The 17,726-nt window shown below is 73.5% G+C and carries 20 protein-coding genes; 8 read left to right on the top strand and 12 right to left on the bottom strand.

All coding sequences use genetic code 11. The features are described 5' to 3' along the window. Positions 1-19: 19 nt before the first annotated feature. Entirely contained in the window at positions 20-988 is a 969-nt protein-coding gene (locus IG88_RS0102165; protein WP_031034263.1) for an acetylxylan esterase, read from the top strand. A gap of 124 nt (positions 989-1,112) precedes the next feature. Next, on the top strand, positions 1,113-1,850 hold the full coding sequence (locus IG88_RS0102160) for a GntR family transcriptional regulator (RefSeq protein WP_031034261.1): 738 nt from the start codon (positions 1,113-1,115) through the stop codon (positions 1,848-1,850). Here the strand turns inward: IG88_RS0102160 and IG88_RS0102155 are convergent. Both IG88_RS0102155 and IG88_RS0102150 read right to left on the bottom strand, forming a co-directional pair. Then, positions 1,828-2,586 carry a class I SAM-dependent methyltransferase gene (locus IG88_RS0102155; protein WP_037835169.1) on the bottom strand — a complete coding sequence of 253 codons (759 nt, stop codon included), beginning with the start codon at positions 2,584-2,586 and terminating at the stop codon, positions 1,828-1,830. The genes IG88_RS0102160 and IG88_RS0102155 overlap by 23 nt on opposite strands. A gap of 4 nt (positions 2,587-2,590) precedes the next feature. Then, positions 2,591-3,178: a PadR family transcriptional regulator gene (locus IG88_RS0102150; protein WP_031034256.1), complete on the bottom strand. Its 588-nt coding sequence runs from the start codon at positions 3,176-3,178 to the stop codon at positions 2,591-2,593. An 80-nt stretch (positions 3,179-3,258) separates the two neighbouring features. Here IG88_RS0102150 and IG88_RS0102145 point away from each other — a divergent pair, with 80 nt between their 5' ends. The 3 genes from IG88_RS0102145 to IG88_RS0102135 all read left to right on the top strand — a co-directional run bounded on the left by IG88_RS0102145 (position 3,259) and on the right by IG88_RS0102135 (position 6,463). Beyond that, positions 3,259-3,687 carry a nuclear transport factor 2 family protein gene (locus tag IG88_RS0102145; RefSeq protein WP_031034254.1) on the top strand — a complete coding sequence of 143 codons (429 nt, stop codon included), beginning with the start codon at positions 3,259-3,261 and terminating at the stop codon, positions 3,685-3,687. A 340-nt stretch (positions 3,688-4,027) separates the two neighbouring features. Beyond that, positions 4,028-5,167, top strand: coding sequence for a transcription termination factor Rho (gene rho / locus IG88_RS0102140; protein WP_031034252.1), 1,140 nt, complete (start codon positions 4,028-4,030; stop codon positions 5,165-5,167). A 123-nt stretch (positions 5,168-5,290) separates the two neighbouring features. Further along, a complete protein-coding gene (locus IG88_RS0102135; protein ID WP_037835168.1) occupies positions 5,291-6,463 on the top strand; it encodes a D-alanyl-D-alanine carboxypeptidase family protein in 1,173 nt (390 codons plus the stop codon). 10 nt (positions 6,464-6,473) lie between these two features. On the opposite strand, the gene IG88_RS0102130 is transcribed toward IG88_RS0102135, so the two are convergent. Further along, on the bottom strand, positions 6,474-7,406 hold the full coding sequence (locus tag IG88_RS0102130; RefSeq protein ID WP_030398894.1) for a glutaminase: 933 nt from the start codon (positions 7,404-7,406) through the stop codon (positions 6,474-6,476). Positions 7,407-7,541: 135 nt separating this feature from the next. Between IG88_RS0102130 and IG88_RS0102125 the strand changes: the two genes are divergently transcribed. Next, positions 7,542-8,600, top strand: a complete 1,059-nt coding sequence (locus IG88_RS0102125; RefSeq protein WP_031034247.1) for a fatty acid desaturase family protein — start codon at positions 7,542-7,544, stop codon at positions 8,598-8,600. Between the two features lie 20 nt (positions 8,601-8,620). On the opposite strand, the gene IG88_RS0102120 is transcribed toward IG88_RS0102125, so the two are convergent. Genes IG88_RS0102120 through IG88_RS0102105 form a run of 4 tightly spaced genes read right to left on the bottom strand, consistent with a single transcriptional unit; the run spans position 8,621 to position 10,673 of the window. Then, positions 8,621-9,457: an undecaprenyl-diphosphate phosphatase gene (locus tag IG88_RS0102120; protein ID WP_031034245.1), complete on the bottom strand. Its 837-nt coding sequence runs from the start codon at positions 9,455-9,457 to the stop codon at positions 8,621-8,623. A 39-nt stretch (positions 9,458-9,496) separates the two neighbouring features. Next, positions 9,497-9,871, bottom strand: coding sequence for a fluoride efflux transporter CrcB (crcB, locus tag IG88_RS0102115; protein ID WP_031034242.1), 375 nt, complete (start codon positions 9,869-9,871; stop codon positions 9,497-9,499). Continuing rightward, positions 9,868-10,212, bottom strand: a complete 345-nt coding sequence (locus IG88_RS0102110) for a DUF190 domain-containing protein (RefSeq protein WP_031034240.1) — start codon at positions 10,210-10,212, stop codon at positions 9,868-9,870. Before IG88_RS0102110 ends, crcB begins: the two co-directional genes overlap by 4 nt. After that, on the bottom strand, positions 10,209-10,673 hold the full coding sequence (locus tag IG88_RS0102105; protein WP_031034230.1) for a fluoride efflux transporter FluC: 465 nt from the start codon (positions 10,671-10,673) through the stop codon (positions 10,209-10,211). Before IG88_RS0102105 ends, IG88_RS0102110 begins: the two co-directional genes overlap by 4 nt. A gap of 285 nt (positions 10,674-10,958) precedes the next feature. Here IG88_RS0102105 and IG88_RS0102100 point away from each other — a divergent pair, with 285 nt between their 5' ends. Further along, entirely contained in the window at positions 10,959-11,369 is a 411-nt protein-coding gene (locus IG88_RS0102100) for a MarR family winged helix-turn-helix transcriptional regulator (protein WP_031034227.1), read from the top strand. Positions 11,370-11,405: 36 nt separating this feature from the next. Here IG88_RS0102100 and IG88_RS0102095 read toward each other — a convergent pair whose 3' ends face one another. Beyond that, a complete protein-coding gene (locus IG88_RS0102095; protein WP_031034225.1) occupies positions 11,406-11,807 on the bottom strand; it encodes an SseB family protein in 402 nt (133 codons plus the stop codon). A gap of 213 nt (positions 11,808-12,020) precedes the next feature. On the opposite strand from IG88_RS0102095, the gene IG88_RS0102090 reads away from it, so the two are divergent. After that, positions 12,021-13,466, top strand: a complete 1,446-nt coding sequence (locus IG88_RS0102090; RefSeq protein ID WP_031034223.1) for a glyceraldehyde-3-phosphate dehydrogenase — start codon at positions 12,021-12,023, stop codon at positions 13,464-13,466. Positions 13,467-13,554: 88 nt separating this feature from the next. On the opposite strand, the gene IG88_RS0102085 is transcribed toward IG88_RS0102090, so the two are convergent. The 4 genes from IG88_RS0102085 to IG88_RS0102070 all read right to left on the bottom strand — a co-directional run bounded on the left by IG88_RS0102085 (position 13,555) and on the right by IG88_RS0102070 (position 17,711). Beyond that, positions 13,555-14,244, bottom strand: coding sequence for an N-acetylmannosamine-6-phosphate 2-epimerase (locus IG88_RS0102085; protein ID WP_031034221.1), 690 nt, complete (start codon positions 14,242-14,244; stop codon positions 13,555-13,557). After that, positions 14,241-15,188 carry an ROK family protein gene (locus tag IG88_RS0102080; RefSeq protein ID WP_031034219.1) on the bottom strand — a complete coding sequence of 316 codons (948 nt, stop codon included), beginning with the start codon at positions 15,186-15,188 and terminating at the stop codon, positions 14,241-14,243. The genes IG88_RS0102085 and IG88_RS0102080 overlap by 4 nt, the downstream gene beginning before the upstream one ends. Continuing rightward, complete coding sequence (locus IG88_RS0102075) at positions 15,185-16,144, bottom strand: dihydrodipicolinate synthase family protein (RefSeq protein WP_031034217.1); 960 nt, start codon at positions 16,142-16,144, stop codon at positions 15,185-15,187. Before IG88_RS0102075 ends, IG88_RS0102080 begins: the two co-directional genes overlap by 4 nt. Positions 16,145-16,235: 91 nt before the next feature. After that, the gene (locus tag IG88_RS0102070) at positions 16,236-17,711 is read right to left on the bottom strand and encodes an exo-alpha-sialidase (RefSeq protein WP_031034216.1); all 1,476 of its coding nucleotides are present in this window, start codon (positions 17,709-17,711) and stop codon (positions 16,236-16,238) included. Positions 17,712-17,726: the final 15 nt, after the last annotated feature.

Genomic DNA, 17,726 nt, shown 5'->3' with positions numbered 1-17,726 from the left:
CCCGCAAAGGCGGTTTTCGATGGCCCTGTTCGACCTTCCGCTCGACGAACTGCGCGCGTACCGCAGCGCGTCGGCCGAGCCCGAGGACTTCGACGCGTTCTGGAGCAAGACGCTCACTCAGGCCCGTGAGCACGACCTGGACGCCCGCTTCGAACCGGTCGACACGGGTCTTGCCACGGTGCGGGTGTACGACGTGACGTTCGCCGGGTTCGGCGGGCACCCGGTGAAGGGCTGGCTGACGCTGCCGGCCGCGGCGGCCGAGCCACTGCCGCTGGTCGTGGAGTTCGTGGGGTACGGGGGCGGGCGCGGGCTGCCGCACGAGCACCTGCTGTGGGCGTCCACCGGCCGGGCCCACTTCGTGATGGACACCCGCGGCCAGGGCAGCGCCTGGGGAGGTGGCGGCGGGACCCCGGACCCCGTCGGCGGCACGCCCGCGTACCCGGGCTTCATGACCCGCGGCCTGGACGCCCCGGAGAACTACTACTACCGCCGGGTCTTCACCGACGCCGTGCGCGCGGTCGAGGCGGCCCGCTCGCACCCGCTGACCGATCCGGCCCGCACGGTCGCGCTCGGCGGCAGCCAGGGCGGGGGCATCACGATAGCGGTGGGCGGTCTGGTGCCGGACCTGGTCGCGGTCGCGCCGGACGTGCCGTTCCTGTGCGACTTCCCGCGCGCGACGACGCTCACCGACCGGCACCCTTACCGCGAGGTCGGCCTGTACCTGAAGACGCACCGCGGCCGCACCGAGGACGCGCTGCGCACGCTGTCGTACTTCGACGGAGTGCACTTCGCGGCGCGGGGCCGGGCGCCGGCCCTGTTCTCGGCCGCCCTGGAGGACCAGACCTGCCCGCCGTCCACCGTTTTCGCGGCGTTCAACGCCTGGACGCACGAGGACAAGAGGATCGAGGTGTACGACTTCAACGACCACGAGGGCGGCGGGCCGTACCAGGAAGCCGCCAAGCTGCGCTGGCTGAGCGCGTACGCCTGAGGTCCGCGGGTGGCGTTTCGGCCTAACCGGCGGCCCGGACTTCCCAGTTGGTTTAGACCAATGGTAATTCTGGTGGCGCACCGAGCCCGCGCGGCTACCGTACGTCATCAACAGGAGGCGCGGCATGGCCCGCACCACCCCTCACGACCCGTCCCCCCGGCCGCCCCTGTACCGGAGGGTGGCCGACCAGTTGCTCGCCGAGCTGGAGGGCGGGACCGTCCCGCCGGGCGAACGGCTGCCCGGTGAGCGGCGGCTGGCGGAGCGCTACGGAGTGAGCCGGGAGACCGTACGGCAGGCGCTGGAGGTGCTGCGCCGGGACGGTCTGCTCAGCACCGACCGGCGGGGCAGCCACGTCGCCCTGCCGGGACCGCCGGCCGGCGGCACGGCGCCGCTCGTCTTCCCGGTGGGTGCCCGGTCGGCCGAACCCCGCACCGGCGACCGGACCACCGTCGTGTGGGCACCTCCGCCGCCGGAGCACGCCGTGGCGCTGGGGCTGGCGCCGGGCCGGCCGACCCTGGTGCACCGCTACACCTCGGCGGCGGCCGGCGGAGACGGCAGGCGGACGGCCGTGACGTCGTTCTCCGCCGTCGCGCTCGCCGAGGTCGAGGAGCTGGCCCGCTACCGCGACCGCGCCGACGGCGTCGCCTGCGCCCAACTGCGGCGGGCCTACGACTGGATGCGCCGGGCGGGCCTGACGCTGCACCACCGGGACACCATCACCCTCCAGCCCGACACCGCCTCGGTGCGGGTGGTGCGTCGGGTGCAGGACCAGTACGCGCGGCCGCTGGAGATCACGGACCTCCTGGTGGACACCCGGCGGGATGCCCTGGTCTACGAGTTCACCCTGCCGGCGGCCGGCTGACGCGGCGGCCGGAGGGTGTCGCCCGGGCCACCACCAGCCGGACCCGCGGACTGCCGTCGGGGCGCCGCCCGAACTCCGGCAGGGCGTGCAGGTCCGTCCGGAACCCGGCGCGCGCCAGCTCCCGGCCCACGTCCCCGAGCCGGAAGGTCCGGTAGTACATGACGAACGGCGGGCGCCACAGCGCGTTGCGCACCCGCATCGCCGCGTCGAAGCCGAGCAGCGTCCAGTACGCCGCCGAGCCGGGCCGGGGCGGGGCGGCGACGGGGAAGGCGAAGTGGCCGCCCGGCCGGAGGACGGAGCGCACCTGACCGAACAGGCCCGGCAGTTCGCGGGGCAGGAAGTGCCCGAACGCCCCGAAGCTCACCACGAGGTCGAAGGCGGGGCCGAACGGCAGGGCGCGGGCGTCCGCGCGCACCCAGGAGACCGCCGGGCCCTGCGGCGGGGTGCGCTCCCGCGCGACCCGGAGCATGCCGGCGCTGAAGTCGACCCCGGTCACCCTCTGCCGGCACACCCGGGCCAGGACGCCCGCGCCCGCGCCGGTGCCGCAGCACAGGTCGAGCCCGGCGCCGAAGGGGCCCATCGGCTCCAGCGCGCGGGCGACGGCGTCCAGCACCCGGTCCGGTGTCCGGTACGGGGTGTGGTCGAACTTCGGGGCGAGCAGGTCGTAGCCCCGCTCGACCGACGACAGTGCCTGGACGGCGAGTTCGCGCAGGGTGGGGCCTTCGGAGCTGAACATCCGGTCAGCCTAGGGCCTGTCCGCCGGGCTGGGCGGGGGCACGCCGCTCGCTCAGCACGGTGAGGACGCGCTCGCACCAGCGGGCGTTCTCCCGCTCGAACGCGATCCCGGCGGCCAGCGTGAGGTAGGGCCCGACGCGGTCGGCGTCCCGGAGGTGCTCCTCCTCGGTGCGGCCGTCCAGGAGCCGTTCGCGCATCCGCTCGTACCGGGCGAGCTTGCCCAGCGCCCAGGCCCGGCGCTCCTCGACCAGCGCGCGCACGGCCCGGGGGTCGACGCCGTCCATGGCCTGCATCTTGATCAGGAACTCGTCGCGGACGGCGGTGGGCCGCCGGGTCGGCTCGGCGGCGAAGGCGCCCAACTGCTCCCGGCCGGCCGCGGTGAGCGAGAACAGCCGCTTGGTGGGCCTGCGTTCCTGCGGCACGGTGCGGGCCTCGATGAGTCCGTCGCCCGCGAGGCGCTCGAGCTCCCGGTAGAGCTGCTGCGGCGTGGCGGGCCAGAAGTTGGCGAGCGACACGTCGAAGAGCTTGGACAGCTCGTAGCCCGAGGCCTCGCCCTCCAGCAGGGCGGCCAGGACGGCGTACTTGAGAGACATGTCGACACGCTAGCAAGCGGGGAGCGGGGCGAATACTCTACTTCACGTCTAGTCAAATAGTTGAGTACTGAGGAGTGGTGATGCGGGCATTCCGCGAGGCCGTCGAGGCGCACGACCTGGACGCCGTCGAAGCACTGCTGGCCGACGACGTCGTCTTCTCCAGCCCCGTCGTCTTCAAGCCCTACCGGGGCAGGGCGGTCACGGCGGCGATCCTGCGCGCGGTGGAGCGCGTCTTCGAGGACTTCCGCTACGAACGCGCCATCGGCGAGGCGGACGGCCGCGACCACGCCCTGCTCTTCACCGCACGGGTGGGGGACCGCGAGATCGCGGGCTGCGACTTCCTGCGACTCGACGCGTCCGGCCGCATCGCCGAACTGACCGTGATGGTCCGCCCGTTGTCCGGCGCGCAGGCCCTTCAGGCGGCCATGGCCGAGCAGTTCGAACGGATCGCACGAGAGGCGGAGGCGGGGGCGGGGGCGGAGACGGCCGGGACGCGCTCGGACGACTGAGACCGGGACGGCAGGCACGGAGGGAAGGCGGGGCGGCGGCAGGACGGGGTGACGGCAGGGCGGGGTGACGGCAGGGCGGACGGTGTGGTAGGTTTCCCGCAGCACTTTTGTACGCCCCTTCGATGGGGCGCCGGTGCCAGTTTCCTTCCAGATCGCAGATCCGCCCGTCCTCGTGCGACCGGCGGTCCGCTTCCCAGCACAACCTCGTGAGCAGGGCTTTCTTCCCCGCTCGGTTCGGGGTGCTGATTCCGCCGCCCGGAGGCGTGTCGTTCCGACCCCTCGCGGCTCCCCCCTTCCTTCCGCATGTCCCATGCCCGTGTCCTCGAAAGGACCGACCACCATGACCACCACACTCGAACACCCCCCTGTACAGCAGTCCCCGGCCGAGACCGCGAGCGGCGTCCTCGACATCGAGGCGGGCGGCAAGGGGTACCTGCGGGGAGAGCGCCTGCTGCCCGAGCCCTCCGACCTCGCCCTCTCGCCCGCGCTGATCCGCCGGCACGGGCTGCGCCGGGGCGACCTCGTCGAGGGCGTGCGCGGCGAGAGGCGCACCCTGACCGAGGTCGTCCGCGTCAACGGCCGTATGCCCGAACGGCGCGGCGGCCGAAGGCACTTCGCCGACCTGACCCCGCTGCACCCGCACGAGCGGCTGCGGCTGGAACACCCGGCGGCCGGACTCGCCGGACGCGTCGTCGACCTCGTCGCCCCCGTCGGCAAGGGCCAGCGCGGCCTGATCGTCGCGCCGCCGAAGACCGGCAAGACCGTCCTGCTCCAGCAGTTCGCCGCCGCCCTGGCCGGCAACCATCCCGAGGCCCGGCTGATGGTGCTGCTGCTCGACGAACGCCCCGAGGAGGTCACCGACATGCGGCGCTCGGTGCGGGGCGAGGTGTACGCCTCGACCTTCGACCGGAGCGCCAAGCAGCACATCGCGCTCGCCGAGCTGGTGATCGAGCGGGCCAAGCGGCTCGTCGAGGCCGGCGAGGACGTCGTCGTCCTCCTGGACTCCCTCACCCGGCTGTGCAGGGCGCACAACAACGCCGCCTCGTCGGGCGGCCGCACGCTCAGCGGCGGTGTCGACGCGGGGGCGCTGCTGGGCCCCAAGCGCTTCTTCGGCGCGGCCCGCAAGCCCGAGGAGGGCGGCTCGCTCACCGTCCTCGCCACCGCGCTGGTGGAGACCGGTTCGCGTGCCGACGACTTCTACTTCGAGGAGCTCAAGAGCACCGGCAACATGGAACTGCGGCTGAGCCGGGAACTCGCCTCCCGCCGGGTCTTCCCGGCCGTGGACGCGACCGGCTCGGGCACCCGGCGCGAGGAGCTCCTGCTGTCCGCGGCCGAGACGACCGCCGTGCGCGGGCTGCGGCGGGCCCTGGGGGCGCGGGAGGGACAACAGGGCCTGGAGACCCTGCTGGAACGGCTGCGCCGCACACCGGACAACGCGACGTTCCTGCGTCAGGTGCAGCCCACCCTGCCCGCGGACTGATGCCCCCTGCGACCGTGCCGGCCGGCACGGCTCACCGGCCGCCGTTGCGGCATCCGGGTGCTTGCGGGCGCGATCCGGCCCGGTCAGCGTGGTGGCGCGGGGGGCCGTTCCTAGGTTTGCGGTATGACTATCGGATTCTCATTCCGGGCGGCTCGGTCCACCTGCTTGCTGTGCCTCGCGGGGCTGCTCACCCTCATGCCGGCCGCCGCGGCCGCTCGTACGGGACGCCCGGACCCCGGCCCGCCCGGCACCGCGGGGGCGCAGCCCTCGCCGCTGTACCGCTCCGGCACGCAGGTCCGGCCGCACCCGGGAGCGCCCCGGGTCCCCGATGTCTCCGCCCTGTCCTGGGTCGTGGCCGACGCCGGTACGGGCGACGTGCTGGCGGCCAACGACGCGCACCGCGCCCTGCCCCCGGCCAGCACCCTCAAGACCCTGTTCGCCCTCACCGTGCTGCCGGTCCTGCCGGGCGGCCTCCACCACGAGGTCGGCCCGGAGGACCTGTCCGGCATCGGTCCGGGCAGCAGCCTGGTCGGCGTCGTCGAGGGCGAGACGTACCGGGTCTCCGACCTGTGGAACGGCGTCTTCCTCAACTCCGGGAACGACGCCGTGCACGTCCTCGCCTCGCTCACCGGCGGCTGGAGTGCCACGGCCGCCCGGATGCAGGCCAAGGCCCGCGCCCTGGGCGCCCGCGACACCCACGTCCGGTCGCCCGACGGGTACGACGTGCCGGGTCAGGTCTCCTCGGCGTACGACCTGGCCGTCTTCGGCCGGGCGGGGCTGCGGCGGCCCGACTTCGCGCGGTACTGCGCCACGGTCGACGCGATGTTCCCCGGCCGCGACGGGAGTTCGTTCGGGATCATCAACACCAACCGGCTGCTCACCGGCGCCGACGGCGTGGAGCCGTACCCGGGGCTCATCGGCGTCAAGAACGGCTACACCAGCAACGCGGGCAACACGCTCATCGCCGCCGCCCGCCGCGACGGACGGACCCTCCTCGTCACGGTGATGAACCCGCAGCAGGGCGGCGGCCACGCCGTCTACGAGGAGGCCCGGTCGCTGCTCGACTGGGGCTTCGAGGCGGACGGGGAGGTTGACCCGGTGGGATCGCTGCCCCCCGGGGGTGCCCGGCCGCGGCAGGGACCTCAGGCGGTCCCGGCGGCTGCGCCCGCGGCCCGGCCCGCCGAGGACGGGCCGGGCTGGCCGGAGACCGGCGCGATCCTGGGCGTCGCGGCACTCGGCGCGGGCGTCACGGCCCTCGCCCTGCGGCTCAGGCTGGTGCGGGACAAGGTGACCTGACACGGCCGGATCAGAACACCGACAGCCCGGTCAGTGTGGTGAAGCGGTCCAGGGCCGCCACCCCGGCCACCGAGTTGCCCCGCTCGTCCAGACCCGGACTCCACACGCACAGGGTGCAGTGGCCCGGCACGACCGCGATGATGCCGCCGCCGACCCCGCTCTTGCCGGGCAGACCCACCCGGTGGGCGAAGTCACCGGCCGCGTCGTAGGTCCCGCAGGTCAGCATCACCGCGTTGATCTGCTTGGCCCTGCTGCGGCTCAGCAGCCGGCTGCCGTCGGCGCGGATGCCGTGCCGTGCCAGGAAACCGGTCGCCAGGGCCAGGTCGGCGCAGGAGGCGGCGACGGAACACTGGCGGAAGTACTGGTCGAGCAGGACCGGCACGGGGTTGTCGATGTTGCCGTACGACGCCATGAAGTGGGCGAGGGCGGCGTTGCGGTCGCCGTGCGCGGCCTCGGAGGCGGCGACCTCCGCGTCGTGGGCGAGGTCCGGGTTGCCGCTCTCCTCGCGCAGGAAGGCGAGCAGTTCACCGGCCGCGTCGCCGGTTCGGGTGTGCAGCCGGTCGGTGACGACGAGGGCACCCGCGTTGATGAACGGGTTGCGCGGGATGCCGTTCTCGTACTCCAACTGGACCAGGGAGTTGAACGGATTGCCGGACGGCTCGCGGCCCACGTGCTCCCACAGGGCGTCGCCCTCCCTGGCCAGGTCGAGGGCGAGGGTGAAAACCTTGGTGATGGACTGCGCGGAGAACGGCTCCCGCCAGTCCCCCACTCCGTACACCGTGCCGTCCGGCTCGGCGACGGCCATGCCGAAGCGGCGCGGGTCGCGGGCGGCGAGCGCGGGGATGTAGTCGGCGGGCCGCCCGCTGCCCGGGGTCCGCTCGATCTCCTCGGCGATGCGCTCCAGGACCGGCCGGAAGGTCGTCGGTGTGCTCATGATCGCCATTCTCCCTCTGGGCGCGTCATGGCGGCGGGAGGCCGACGGCGGGCGGACCCCCGGGCCGGGGTGGTGCTGGCCACACCCCCGTTCCGGGGGCGGACGCCATTCTGCGGCCGGGCCGCCGTTCACATACTCGGGTGCATGGTCGAATCAACGGTGCTCGTCGAGAGCCTGCCCACGCCCGCCCGGGAGAAGGAACGCGAGAAGGGGAGCGACTTCTCCGAACTCTCCCGGCGCATAGCCGACGCGGAGCTGCTGCGGCGCCGCCCCCTCTACTACACGGTGCGCTTCGGCGCCGTCGCCCTCGCGCTGGCGGGGGGTGTCGCCGCGTTCGTCGCCCTGGGGGACAGCTGGAGCCAGCTCTTCGTCGCGATCGGGCTCGCCGTCGTCTTCGGCCAGCTCGGGCTCGCGGCCCACGACCTCGCCCACCGGCAGGTGTTCTCGCGCCGGCGCCCCAGCGAGGCGGGCGGCCTGCTGGCGGCCAACCTGCTGCTCGGCATGAGCTACGGCTGGTGGATGAACAAGCACACCCGCCACCACGCCAACCCCAACCACGAGGAGAAGGACCCGGACGTCTCCCCCGACATCCTGGTGTGGTCCCGGGGCCAGGCGAGCCGGGCGACCGGGCTGCCGCGCTTCATCGGCAGGCACCAGGCCGCCCTGTTCTTCCCGCTGCTGACACTGGAAGGGCTCAACCTGAGCTTCAACAGCTTCAAGGCGCTGGGCGGCCGGGCCGTGAAACGCCCGGTCCTGGAGGGCACGCTGCTCGTCGCCCACTTCGCGCTCTACTTCGGCGGCCTGTTCACGGTGCTGTCCCCGGGCAAGGCGCTCGTCTTCCTCGCCGTCCACCAGGGGCTGTTCGGGATCTACCTGGGCTCGGTCTTCGCGCCCAACCACAAGGGCATGCCGATGATCGAGGAGGGCACGCGGCTGGACTTCCTGCGCCGCCAGGTGCTCACCTCCCGCAACGTGCGCGGCGGTGTGCTCGTCGACGCCTTCATGGGCGGCCTCAACTACCAGATCGAGCACCACCTCTTCCCCAGCATGCCGACCCCGGCGCTCGGCCGGGCCCAGGTGCTCACCGAGGCGTACTGCGCGGAGCTGGGGGTGCCGTACCACCAGACGGGGCTGCTGGCCTCGCACCGCGAGGCCCGGCGGCACATGAGGAGCGTCGGGGAGCCGCTGCGCGCGGCCCGCTGACCCGGCGGCGCGCCCGGCGGTCAGCTCTGCAGCACGCCCGTGCCGAGCAGCCCGAACAGCAGGACGCCGACCGCGATCCGGTAGATCACGAACGCGCTGAAGGTGTGCCGGGCGACGAACTTCAGCAGCCAGGCGATGGAGGCGTAGGCCACCACGAAGGAGACGAGGGTGCCGACCGCCAGGGGCGCGGCACCCGCCCCCGTGCCCAGGGCGTCCTTCAGCTCGTACAGACCCGCGCCGGTCAGGGCGGGGATGCCGAGGAAGAAGGACAGCCGGGTGGCGGCGACCCGGTCGAGGTCGAGCAGCAGGGCGGTGGACATGGTGGCGCCGGAGCGGGAGAAGCCGGGGAAGAGCAGGGCGAGGATCTGGGAGCCGCCGACCAGCATCGCGTCCCTCAAGGAGGTGTCGTCCTCGCCCCGCTTGTGCCGGCCGGTGCGGTCGGCCCACCACATCACGCCGCTGCCGACGATCAGCGAGCCGGCGACCACCCACAGGGAGGCGAGGGGGCCCTTGATCAGGGGCTTGGCGGCCAGGCCGACCAGGACGACGGGGACGGTGGCGAAGACCACCCACCAGGCGAACCTGTAGTCGTGGTGGTAGCGCTCCTGCGGGTCGCGCAGCCCGCGTCCCCAGGCCGAGACGATCCGCGCGATGTCCTTGGAGAAGTAGACGAGCACGGCGGCGATGGCGCCGACCTGGATGACCGCGGAGAAGCCGATGACGGCGTCGTCGTCGACCGGGATGCCCATCAGGCCCTCGACGATCTTGAGGTGTCCGGTGGAGGAGACGGGCAGGAACTCGGTCACCCCCTCGACCGCTCCGAGGACGACGGCCTGACCGATGCTGATGGCGCTCATGGCATCCAGTTCCTACTACACCGCGCGGTGTGCCCGGCGTCAGCTCCAGAGCGCGTCGGCCAGAGTCACCCCCGCGAACGCCGCCGCGAGGCCGGCCGCCACGCTCCCCAGCACGTTGACGGCGGCCTGCAGACGCGCACCGGTCTCGGTCAGCCGGAGCGTCTCGTAGGAGAAGGTCGAGTACGTCGTGAGGGCGCCGCACAGTCCGGTCCCCAGCAGCAGCCGCACCTCGGAGCCGGCCGCCCCGGCCAGGGCGGCGCCGGTCAGGACGCCGAGGACCAGGCTGCCGGTGACGTTCACCGTGAAGGTGCCCCAGGGGAAGACGGAGTCGTGCCGGGACTGCACGGCCCGGTCGGTGAGGTAGCGCAGCGGGGCGCCGATCATGCCGCCCGCGACGACCAGCAGCCAGTTCACGACGGCCTCCCGCCCTCGTACCTGACGACCTCGCACGGGTCGAGGGTGACCAGGCCCCCCGTGACGAGTTCGTCCAGCAGCGGCAGGAAGCCGCGGATGCGCTCCTCGGTGTCGACGACGACGACGACCACCGGCAGGTCCTCGCTCAGGGACAGCAGCCTGCTGGTGTGGACGATCGAGGAGGCGCCGAAGCCCTCGACGCCCCGGAAGACGCTGGCCCCCGCGAGGCCCGCCGCGTGGGCGCGGTGGACGATCTCCGTGTACAGGGGGCGGTGGTGCCAGGTGTCGTTCTCGCCGACGATGACGGTCAGGCGCAGCGCGCCGCCGGTCAGCCTCGTCATGACTGCCTCCACTTCAGGACCCGGCGGGCCGCCCATGCGGCGAGCCAGACCGCCGTGAGTGCCGCGACCGGGGTCGCGGCGAGGTAGGCCAGGCCGGTCGGGACCCGGTCGCCGGCGAACAGGTTCCGGCTGTCGACGGCGTAGGTGGAGAAGGTGGTGAAGCCGCCGAGGACGCCGGTGCCGAAGAAGGGCCTCACCAGCCGGTGGGCGGTCCACACCTCGGTGATGACCACCATGAACACGCCGATCACGGCGCACCCGGCGGCGTTGACACCGAGGGTCGTCCAGGGGAAGCCGCCGGCCGGCGTGGGCCACCACAGGGAGGCCGCGTACCGGGCGGCGGCGCCGGTGCCGCCGCCGAGGGAGACCACGGCGACGAGCGGTGCCTGGGCGAGCCACCGGGGCCGTCCCGGGGCGCCCGGCCGGACCCGGCCGATGCCCCCGGTCTTCGGGACTGTCATGGTCGTACGTCTCCTACTCGCCGGGCAGGGGGTGCCCCCGGTGCGCAAGTAGGGACCGTTGGCGGCGTCCGAGCCGCGGTTCGGGTACGGCGGGCCCCACCGCCGCGCCGCGTCCCTGCGGGTCGCGGCCGGTGCTCAGCGTAACGCCGGGGCGGTGTCCGGGTCATCCCGGGAGGGGACCCGCGGCAGCCGGCCGACCGGCCCGGAGCCGGGCGCCGCCCCGGCGGTCCCGCCGAGCCATTTGTGACATTCAACCAATATCGTTCGCGGTGCTACCGTTCAGTCATGGCAGCCAGAACCGCCGGCGCGCGGCTCGAGGAACGGTGGCGGGACATTCTCTCCGCGCACGCGCGCACCATGTGCGAGATCGACCGGGTGCTGCATCCGTACGGTCTGGGCGCGAGCGACTTCGAGGTGCTCGACCTCCTGGTGAGCGAGGGCCCCGGGGACGGCGACCGGTGCCGGGTGCAGAACCTGGTGGGCCGGGTCCATCTGAGCCAGAGCGCGCTGTCCCGGCTCATCGCCAGGCTGGAGAGGGACGGGCTGGTGAGGCGCTCCACGTGCGCGGAGGACCGGCGCGGGGTGTACGTCGCGCTCACCCCCAGGGGCCGCGACCTGCACGCCGAGATCCTGCCGCTGCAGCGGGCCGCGCTGGCCCGCACGCTCGGCGACGCCGAGGGCCCGGGCCCCTTCTGAGGGGGCGAAGGCCCTCGGCGGCGCGGGTTCCGGCCCTCAGGGGCGGGCGAGCAGGGTGCGCACGCCGTCCGACGTGAGGGTGAGCCGGTGCTCGGAACCGGCGTCGATGGACAGCGACAGGTCGTCGGCCGGCCACTGCGCGGCGAGTGCGCCGAGCGGCACCATGCGGTAGCGGGAGACGTACGGCAGCAGGTCGGCCATCTCCAGCTCCGAGGTGAACACGGGCACCACCTGGCGGCCGCCCTGCTGTTCCAGCACCGGCAGCGCCAGCATCCCGGGGTCGGCGGCGTCCTGCTCGTTCGCGTCGTCGGGCACCGGCACGAGGACGTCGCTGCTCGCGAGCGTGTCGAGCGCCGCCGAGTCCTCGGTGTTCTCGGCGAGCGTGTCCAGCGCCCGCCGGGCGGGGGTGACGGGGTGGTCGTTCGCGGGTGTCTCCATGGCAGATTCCCTGGTAGCGGCGGTATTACGGCCCGCGCGGACGATCGGCACGGACGCGGTCCAGCCTCGCGTACCCGGGCCGCGCACGGCGCAATCACGTTCGGGGCACGTACACGGGTCCGTACTCATCTGATCGGCCGGGGGCCCACTTGATCGATCAGCAAAGGGGTGGGGTTAGCATATGAGCGCCGCCTAGCTCGAAAGATAAGAGACGTGACTGTCAACGACGACTCGTTCACCAACTGGAAGCACCGCGAAGAGACCGCGGAATCGATGATCCCGATGATCGGGAAGCTGCACCGGGAGCAGGACGTCACGGTCCTGCTGCACAGCCGCTCCCTGGTGAACAAGTCGGTGGTCAGCATCCTCAAGACGCACCGCTTCGCCCGCCAGATCGCGGGTGCGGAGCTGTCGGTCACCGAGACGATGCCCTTCCTGCGGGCGCTCACCACGCTCGACCTCGGGCCGTCGCAGATCGACATCGGCATGCTCGCCGCGACCTGGAAGAGCGACGACCGCGGTCTGTCGGTCGAGGAGTTCACGGCCGAGGCCGTAGCCGGGGCCACCGGCGCCAACAAGATCGAGCGGCGCGAGGGCCGCGACGTCGTCCTCTACGGCTTCGGCCGCATCGGCCGGCTCGTCGCCCGGCTGCTCATCGAGAAGGCCGGCTCCGGCAACGGGCTCCGGCTGCGCGCCGTCGTCGTCCGGGGCGGCGGGGACCAGGACCTCGTGAAGCGCGCCTCGCTGCTGCGCCGCGACTCCGTGCACGGCCAGTTCCAGGGCACGATCACCGTCGACGAGGAGAACAGCACGATCCTCGCCAACGGCAACGCCGTCAAGGTCATCTACGCCAACGACCCGGCCGAGGTCGACTACACGGCGTACGGCATCAAGGACGCCATCCTCATCGACAACACCGGCAAGTGGCGCGACCGCGAGGGCCTGTCGAAGCACCTGCGGCCGGGCATCGACAAGGTCGTGCTGACCGCTCCGGGCAAGGGCGACGTCCCGAACATCGTCCACGGCGTCAACCACGACACCGTCAAGCCGGACGAGCGGATCCTGTCCTGCGCCTCCTGCACCACCAACGCGATCGTCCCGCCGCTCAAGGCGATGGAGGACGAGTACGGCGTGCTGCGCGGTCACGTGGAGACGGTGCACTCCTTCACCAACGACCAGAACCTGCTGGACAATTACCACAAGTCGGACCGCCGTGGCCGCAGTGCGCCGCTGAACATGGTCATCACGGAGACCGGCGCCGCCTCCGCCGTCGCCAAGGCACTGCCCGACCTCAAGGCGCGGATCACGGGCAGCTCGATCCGGGTGCCGGTGCCGGACGTGTCGATCGCGATCCTCAACCTGCAACTGGCCCGTGAGGCGAGCCGCGAGGAGGTCCTGGACCACCTGCGCGAGGTGTCGCTGACCTCGCCGCTCAAGCGCCAGATCGACTTCATCAGCGCCCCCGACGCCGTCTCCAGCGACTTCATCGGCTCCCGCCACGCCTCGATCGTGGACGCCGGCGCGCTGAAGGTCGAGGGCGACAACGCGATCCTCTACCTCTGGTACGACAACGAGTTCGGCTACTCCTGCCAGGTCGTCCGCGTCGTCCAGCACGTCTCCGGGGTGGAGTACCCGACGTACCCGGCTCCCGCGGTCTGAGCCGGTCCCGTCCAGGGCGGACGAGCGGCGCGGACGTGCGCGAGGGGCGGTGGGGCCGCGGTTCCCACCGCCCCTCGCGCGTGCCGGGTCAGGCCAGGGCGCCGGCGAAGAGCCGGGTCAGCGCGGTCGGCGCCGTGATGGCGGTGCCCACGACGACGCTGTGCGCACCCGCCGCAAGGGCGCGGGCCGCCTGCTCGGGCGTCGCGATGCGGCCTTCGGCGATCACCGGCGTGTCGAGCGTGCCGGCGAGGTCGGTCACCAGTGCCAGGTCGGGTCCTTCCTGCACCGGGGAGCCCGGCACGTAGCCCGACAGGGTGGTGCCGACGAAGTCCGCTCCCCGACCGGCGGCGGCGCGGCCCTCACCCGGCGTCGACACGTCGGCCATGACCTGCGCGCCCGCCGCGTGGACGGCCTCGGCCAGCTCGGCGAAGGTGCTGCCGTCGGGCCGCGGGCGCGCGGTGGCGTCGGCGGCCACGACCGCGGCCCCGGCCTCCACCAGGGCCAGGGCGTGGCGCACGGTCGGGGTGATGAAGACTCCGCTGTCGCCGTCCTTCCACAGCCCGATCACCGGGAGGCCGACGGCCGCGACGGTGGCCGCGACGACCTCCGGGCCGTTGACCCGCACGGCCGCCGCGCCGCCGGACCGCGCCGCCAGGGCCATGCGGACCAGGGTGTCGGTGTGGCGCATGGGGTCGCCGGGAGGCGCCTGGCAGGACACGATGAGGCGGCCCTTGAGCCGATCGGCCAGGGACGGGGACGCGGTCGGGGGCGGGGTCATGTCGGTGCTCCGGTGGTGGCGGGCTGGTGCAGGGGCAGGGTGCGGGGCAGCGCGGCCGCCCCGAGGACCGCGGCGTCGGTGCCACCCCGCGGCGGGCGCGGGCGCAGGCCGCGCAGCGGGGGCATGAGTTCGGCGGCGAAGGCCGCGCACAGGGCGTCCCAGTACAGGGCGCCGACGCGGGGCACGCCACCGGCGACGACCACGTGGTGCGGGCCGAGCGCGTTGGCGAGGCCGCCCAGCGCCCGGCCCGTCGCGCGGGCGCCGAGCGTGATGGCGGCGACGGCGTGCGGGTCGCCCTGGGCCGCGCGCCGGGCGACGGTCTGCAGACGGCCGGCCGGCCGCCCGCCGAGCCGTGCGCAGTGGGCGGTGATGGCGGGGCCCGCCGCGACGGCCTCCAGGTGACCGGTGGCGCCACAGGTGCAGGGCAGCCCGTCCGCCTCCGGGCTGGGCAGGTGCCCGAGGTGCCCGGCGATGCCGGCGGCGCCGTGCAGCATGCGTCCCGACGCGGCGACGGCGCCGCCGACTCCGGTGCCGACGGCAGCGTAGAGGAGGGTGGTGTCGTCGTCCGGGCCGTCCAGTTCCGTCGTGGCGGCGGCGCGTACGTCGTTGTCGCAGGCCACGGAAAGGCCGGTACGGGCCGCGAGGCCGGCGGCGAGGGGGGTGCCGGCCCAGCCGCGGATCGTGTCGGTGGCGCTGGTGACGGTCCCGGTGGCCGGGTCGATCACGCCGGCCGCGGCCACGCCGACCGCGGTGATGCCGTGGACCCGTACCGCGCGGGCGGCGGCGGCCAGGGCGTCCAGCACCGCCTCGGCGCCCTCCGTCGCCGGGGTGGGCCGGGTGTGCCGGGCCAGGACGGTGCCGTCGGAGCCGACCAGGGCGGCAGCGATCTTGGTACCGCCCAGGTCGAGGCCGATGACCGGTGCGTCCGGGTGCGGTGCGGTCATCGGACCGGCAGCAGCCCGGCACCGCGCAGGTGCCGCTCGACGTGGGCGACGGACTCCTCGCCCAGCGGGATCTGCGGGGCGGCGGTGGTGCCGTGGGTGAAGACACCCAGCAGCCGCAGGGCGTGCTTGAAGGCGCCGATGGCGGAGGAGTTGCGGCCCATCTCGCGCTCGGGGCCCGCGTCGACCAGGCCGAACAGCTCGACGAGCCGCTCCTGTTCCTTGACCGCGCGGTCCAGGTCACCGCCGCGCACGGCGTCGAAGAGGCGGACGTAACCGGCCGGGTCCACGTTGCCGAGACCCGGTACCACGCCGTCGGCGCCGGCCAGCAGGGCGGCGTCCACGGTCAGTTCGGAGCCGGTGAGGATGCTGAAGGAGGGGGCGGGGCCGTCGGCCCGGCCGTGGCGTCCGCCGAGTTCGACGAGGAGCCTGCGCAGGCCGCCCTCGTCGCCGCTGCTGTCCTTGAGCCCGGCCAGCGTGCCGTCCTGGGCGAGTTCGCGCACCAGGGCGACGGAGAGCTTGCTGTGCACGGAGACGGGGAGGTCGTAGGCGTACAGGGGCAGGTCGACGGTGGAGCGGATCGCACGGAAGTGGGCGGCGATCTCCCGGGGGTGGGTGCGGGCGTAGAAGGGGGCGGTGGCCACGAGGGCGTCGGCGCCGGCCTTGCGGGCGGCCTCGGCGTGGACGAGCACCCGGGGGGTGGTCATGTCGATGACCCCGGCGAGGACGGGGACGCGGCCCGCGACCGTCTCGACGACCGTGTCGAGCGCGACGGCCCGCTGCCGGTCGGTGAGGAAGGCGACCTCGCTGCTGGAGCCCAGGGCGAACAGCCCGTGCACTCCCCCGCCGACGAGGTGCTCGACGAGCCGGGCGAGCGAGGCGGTGTCGACTTCGCCCGACGCGTCCAGAGGAGTGCAGACGGGCGGCACGACGCCGCTCAGGGGCGGGGACGAGGACATGGTGTTTCTCCTGGGCTGTGCGAGTGGTGGTACGGGGACGGGGAACGGGCCGCCGGGCACGGGGTGCCGGCGCCCGGCGGCCCGGGGCCGGCTACGGCCGGGTGACGGTGAACGTCGTGTCGCCGTAGGAGTGCTGACGACCGCGGACCTCGTAGGCCGCGGTGGCCCGCACGTCGCCCGCGGCGGCGTTGGCGGGGACCGTGACGGGGATCTTCATGTTCGCGCCCTGACCCGGGTTGAGCGCGGGCACGGCGGTCTCCGGCGCGCTCCAGCCGTCCGGCAGGTCGAGCGAGACGGTGCCGGCGGGGAGCCGTACGTCGTTCTGGCTGACGACGCGGACGGTGACCGTGGTGGTCTGCCCGGCGGGCAGGGAGGCGGGCGAGGTGACGGTGACCGGCGCGCAGACCCCGCCGAGCCACTGGAGGTCGAAGGAGGAGTAGGTGATGTGGTCGACGCTGCCCCGCTCCCACAGCAGGCCCATGCTCGGGTTGGGTCCCGTGCCGTCGCTGAGCGGGGTGAGCGTCGAGTAGGCGGCGGCGCCGGACTCGACGGTCCTGCGCACCGGCCAGGTCTGCCCGTTGTCGCAGGAGAGGCGGACGGTGAGGTTGCTGCGGCTGCTGGTCGTCGCGGTGTTGCTGAACACCAGCCACGAGGCGCGCGGGTGCGAGGGGTCCACGTCCGGCGCGAAGCGCGTGAGGGAGCCGTTGTTGGCCGGGTCCGGCAGCTCGGTGTCCTGCTGGAAGGGGGTGTAGGTGACGCCGCCGTCGGTGGAGTGGGCGACCGTGCGGTACGGCTTGGAGCGGTTGTTGAGCATGATGCGGCCGTCGGACAGCTCGACGGTCTTGTTCTCGTCGCCGCCGGGGCCGACGGGGGTACCCGTCTTCCAGGTGGCGCCGTGGTCGTCGCTGTAGGCGCTCACCGCGTAGTTGGCGCCGTCCTTGCGGAGGGCGTACTGCTGGATGAGCCGGCCCTTGTAGGCGCCGTGCCGCAGTTGGATGCCCTCGCCGGAGGAGGCGAACATGCCTCCCCAGGAGGGGTCCTTGAGGTCGGCGGTGATCCGCTCGTGCTTCCAGGTGAGGCCGTCGTCGTCGGAATAGCTGTAGTCGGCCTGGAGGACGTTCGGGTCGCTCTCGTCGTTGCCGGTGGCCGAGCCGGCGAAGCCCTGGTTCACGGAAGCGGCGTAGAAGAGGAAGACGCGGCCGGTCTCGCGGTCGACGAGCAGGCTGGGGTCGCCGTAGCCCTTGGGGGCGGCGTCCTTGCGGACGACCTGCTGGGCCTGCCAGGTGGTGCCGCCGTCGACGCTGCGCCTGAGGACGACCCCGATGTTGCTCGGCAGGTCGCCGAGGGTGGGGCGGGCGTCGTAGGCGGCGATCAGGGTGCCCTTGGTGGTCCGGGTCAGGGCGGGGATGCGGTAGTAGGGGGAGCCGGTGCCCGCGGTGGCGAGATCCTGGGAGCTGAGGGTGCCGGCGGCGTCCGCCGCGGGGGTGGCGCCGTGTGCGGCGGGGACGGTGCCGGCCAGTACCACCAGGGCGGCGGTGCCGGTGGCGAGAGCGACTCTTCGCTGCATGAACAGGCCTCTTCT

This window comes from Streptomyces sp. NRRL F-5650 (assembly GCF_000721365.1).
Taxonomy (GTDB): domain Bacteria; phylum Actinomycetota; class Actinomycetes; order Streptomycetales; family Streptomycetaceae; genus Streptomyces; species Streptomyces ardesiacus.
This window is presented reverse-complemented; position numbering and strand designations above follow the sequence as displayed.

Bases quoted from the DNA above. Each gene is read 5' to 3' on its own strand.
- IG88_RS0102165 (WP_031034263.1), top strand. From the start codon at position 20: ATGGCCCTGTTCGACCTTCCGCTCGACGAACTGCGCGCGTACCGCAGC.
- IG88_RS0102160 (WP_031034261.1), top strand. From the start codon at position 1,113: ATGGCCCGCACCACCCCTCACGACCCGTCCCCCCGGCCGCCCCTGTAC.
- IG88_RS0102155 (WP_037835169.1), bottom strand. From the start codon at position 2,586: ATGTTCAGCTCCGAAGGCCCCACCCTGCGCGAACTCGCCGTCCAGGCA.
- IG88_RS0102150 (WP_031034256.1), bottom strand. From the start codon at position 3,178: ATGTCTCTCAAGTACGCCGTCCTGGCCGCCCTGCTGGAGGGCGAGGCC.
- IG88_RS0102145 (WP_031034254.1), top strand. From the start codon at position 3,259: ATGCGGGCATTCCGCGAGGCCGTCGAGGCGCACGACCTGGACGCCGTC.
- rho (WP_031034252.1), top strand. From the start codon at position 4,028: ATGACCACCACACTCGAACACCCCCCTGTACAGCAGTCCCCGGCCGAG.
- IG88_RS0102135 (WP_037835168.1), top strand. From the start codon at position 5,291: ATGACTATCGGATTCTCATTCCGGGCGGCTCGGTCCACCTGCTTGCTG.
- IG88_RS0102130 (WP_030398894.1), bottom strand. From the start codon at position 7,406: ATGGCGATCATGAGCACACCGACGACCTTCCGGCCGGTCCTGGAGCGC.
- IG88_RS0102125 (WP_031034247.1), top strand. From the start codon at position 7,542: ATGGTCGAATCAACGGTGCTCGTCGAGAGCCTGCCCACGCCCGCCCGG.
- IG88_RS0102120 (WP_031034245.1), bottom strand. From the start codon at position 9,457: ATGAGCGCCATCAGCATCGGTCAGGCCGTCGTCCTCGGAGCGGTCGAG.
- IG88_RS0102110 (WP_031034240.1), bottom strand. From the start codon at position 10,212: ATGACGAGGCTGACCGGCGGCGCGCTGCGCCTGACCGTCATCGTCGGC.
- IG88_RS0102105 (WP_031034230.1), bottom strand. From the start codon at position 10,673: ATGACAGTCCCGAAGACCGGGGGCATCGGCCGGGTCCGGCCGGGCGCC.
- IG88_RS0102100 (WP_031034227.1), top strand. From the start codon at position 10,959: ATGGCAGCCAGAACCGCCGGCGCGCGGCTCGAGGAACGGTGGCGGGAC.
- IG88_RS0102095 (WP_031034225.1), bottom strand. From the start codon at position 11,807: ATGGAGACACCCGCGAACGACCACCCCGTCACCCCCGCCCGGCGGGCG.
- IG88_RS0102085 (WP_031034221.1), bottom strand. From the start codon at position 14,244: ATGACCCCGCCCCCGACCGCGTCCCCGTCCCTGGCCGATCGGCTCAAG.
- IG88_RS0102080 (WP_031034219.1), bottom strand. From the start codon at position 15,188: ATGACCGCACCGCACCCGGACGCACCGGTCATCGGCCTCGACCTGGGC.
- IG88_RS0102075 (WP_031034217.1), bottom strand. From the start codon at position 16,144: ATGTCCTCGTCCCCGCCCCTGAGCGGCGTCGTGCCGCCCGTCTGCACT.
- IG88_RS0102070 (WP_031034216.1), bottom strand. From the start codon at position 17,711: ATGCAGCGAAGAGTCGCTCTCGCCACCGGCACCGCCGCCCTGGTGGTA.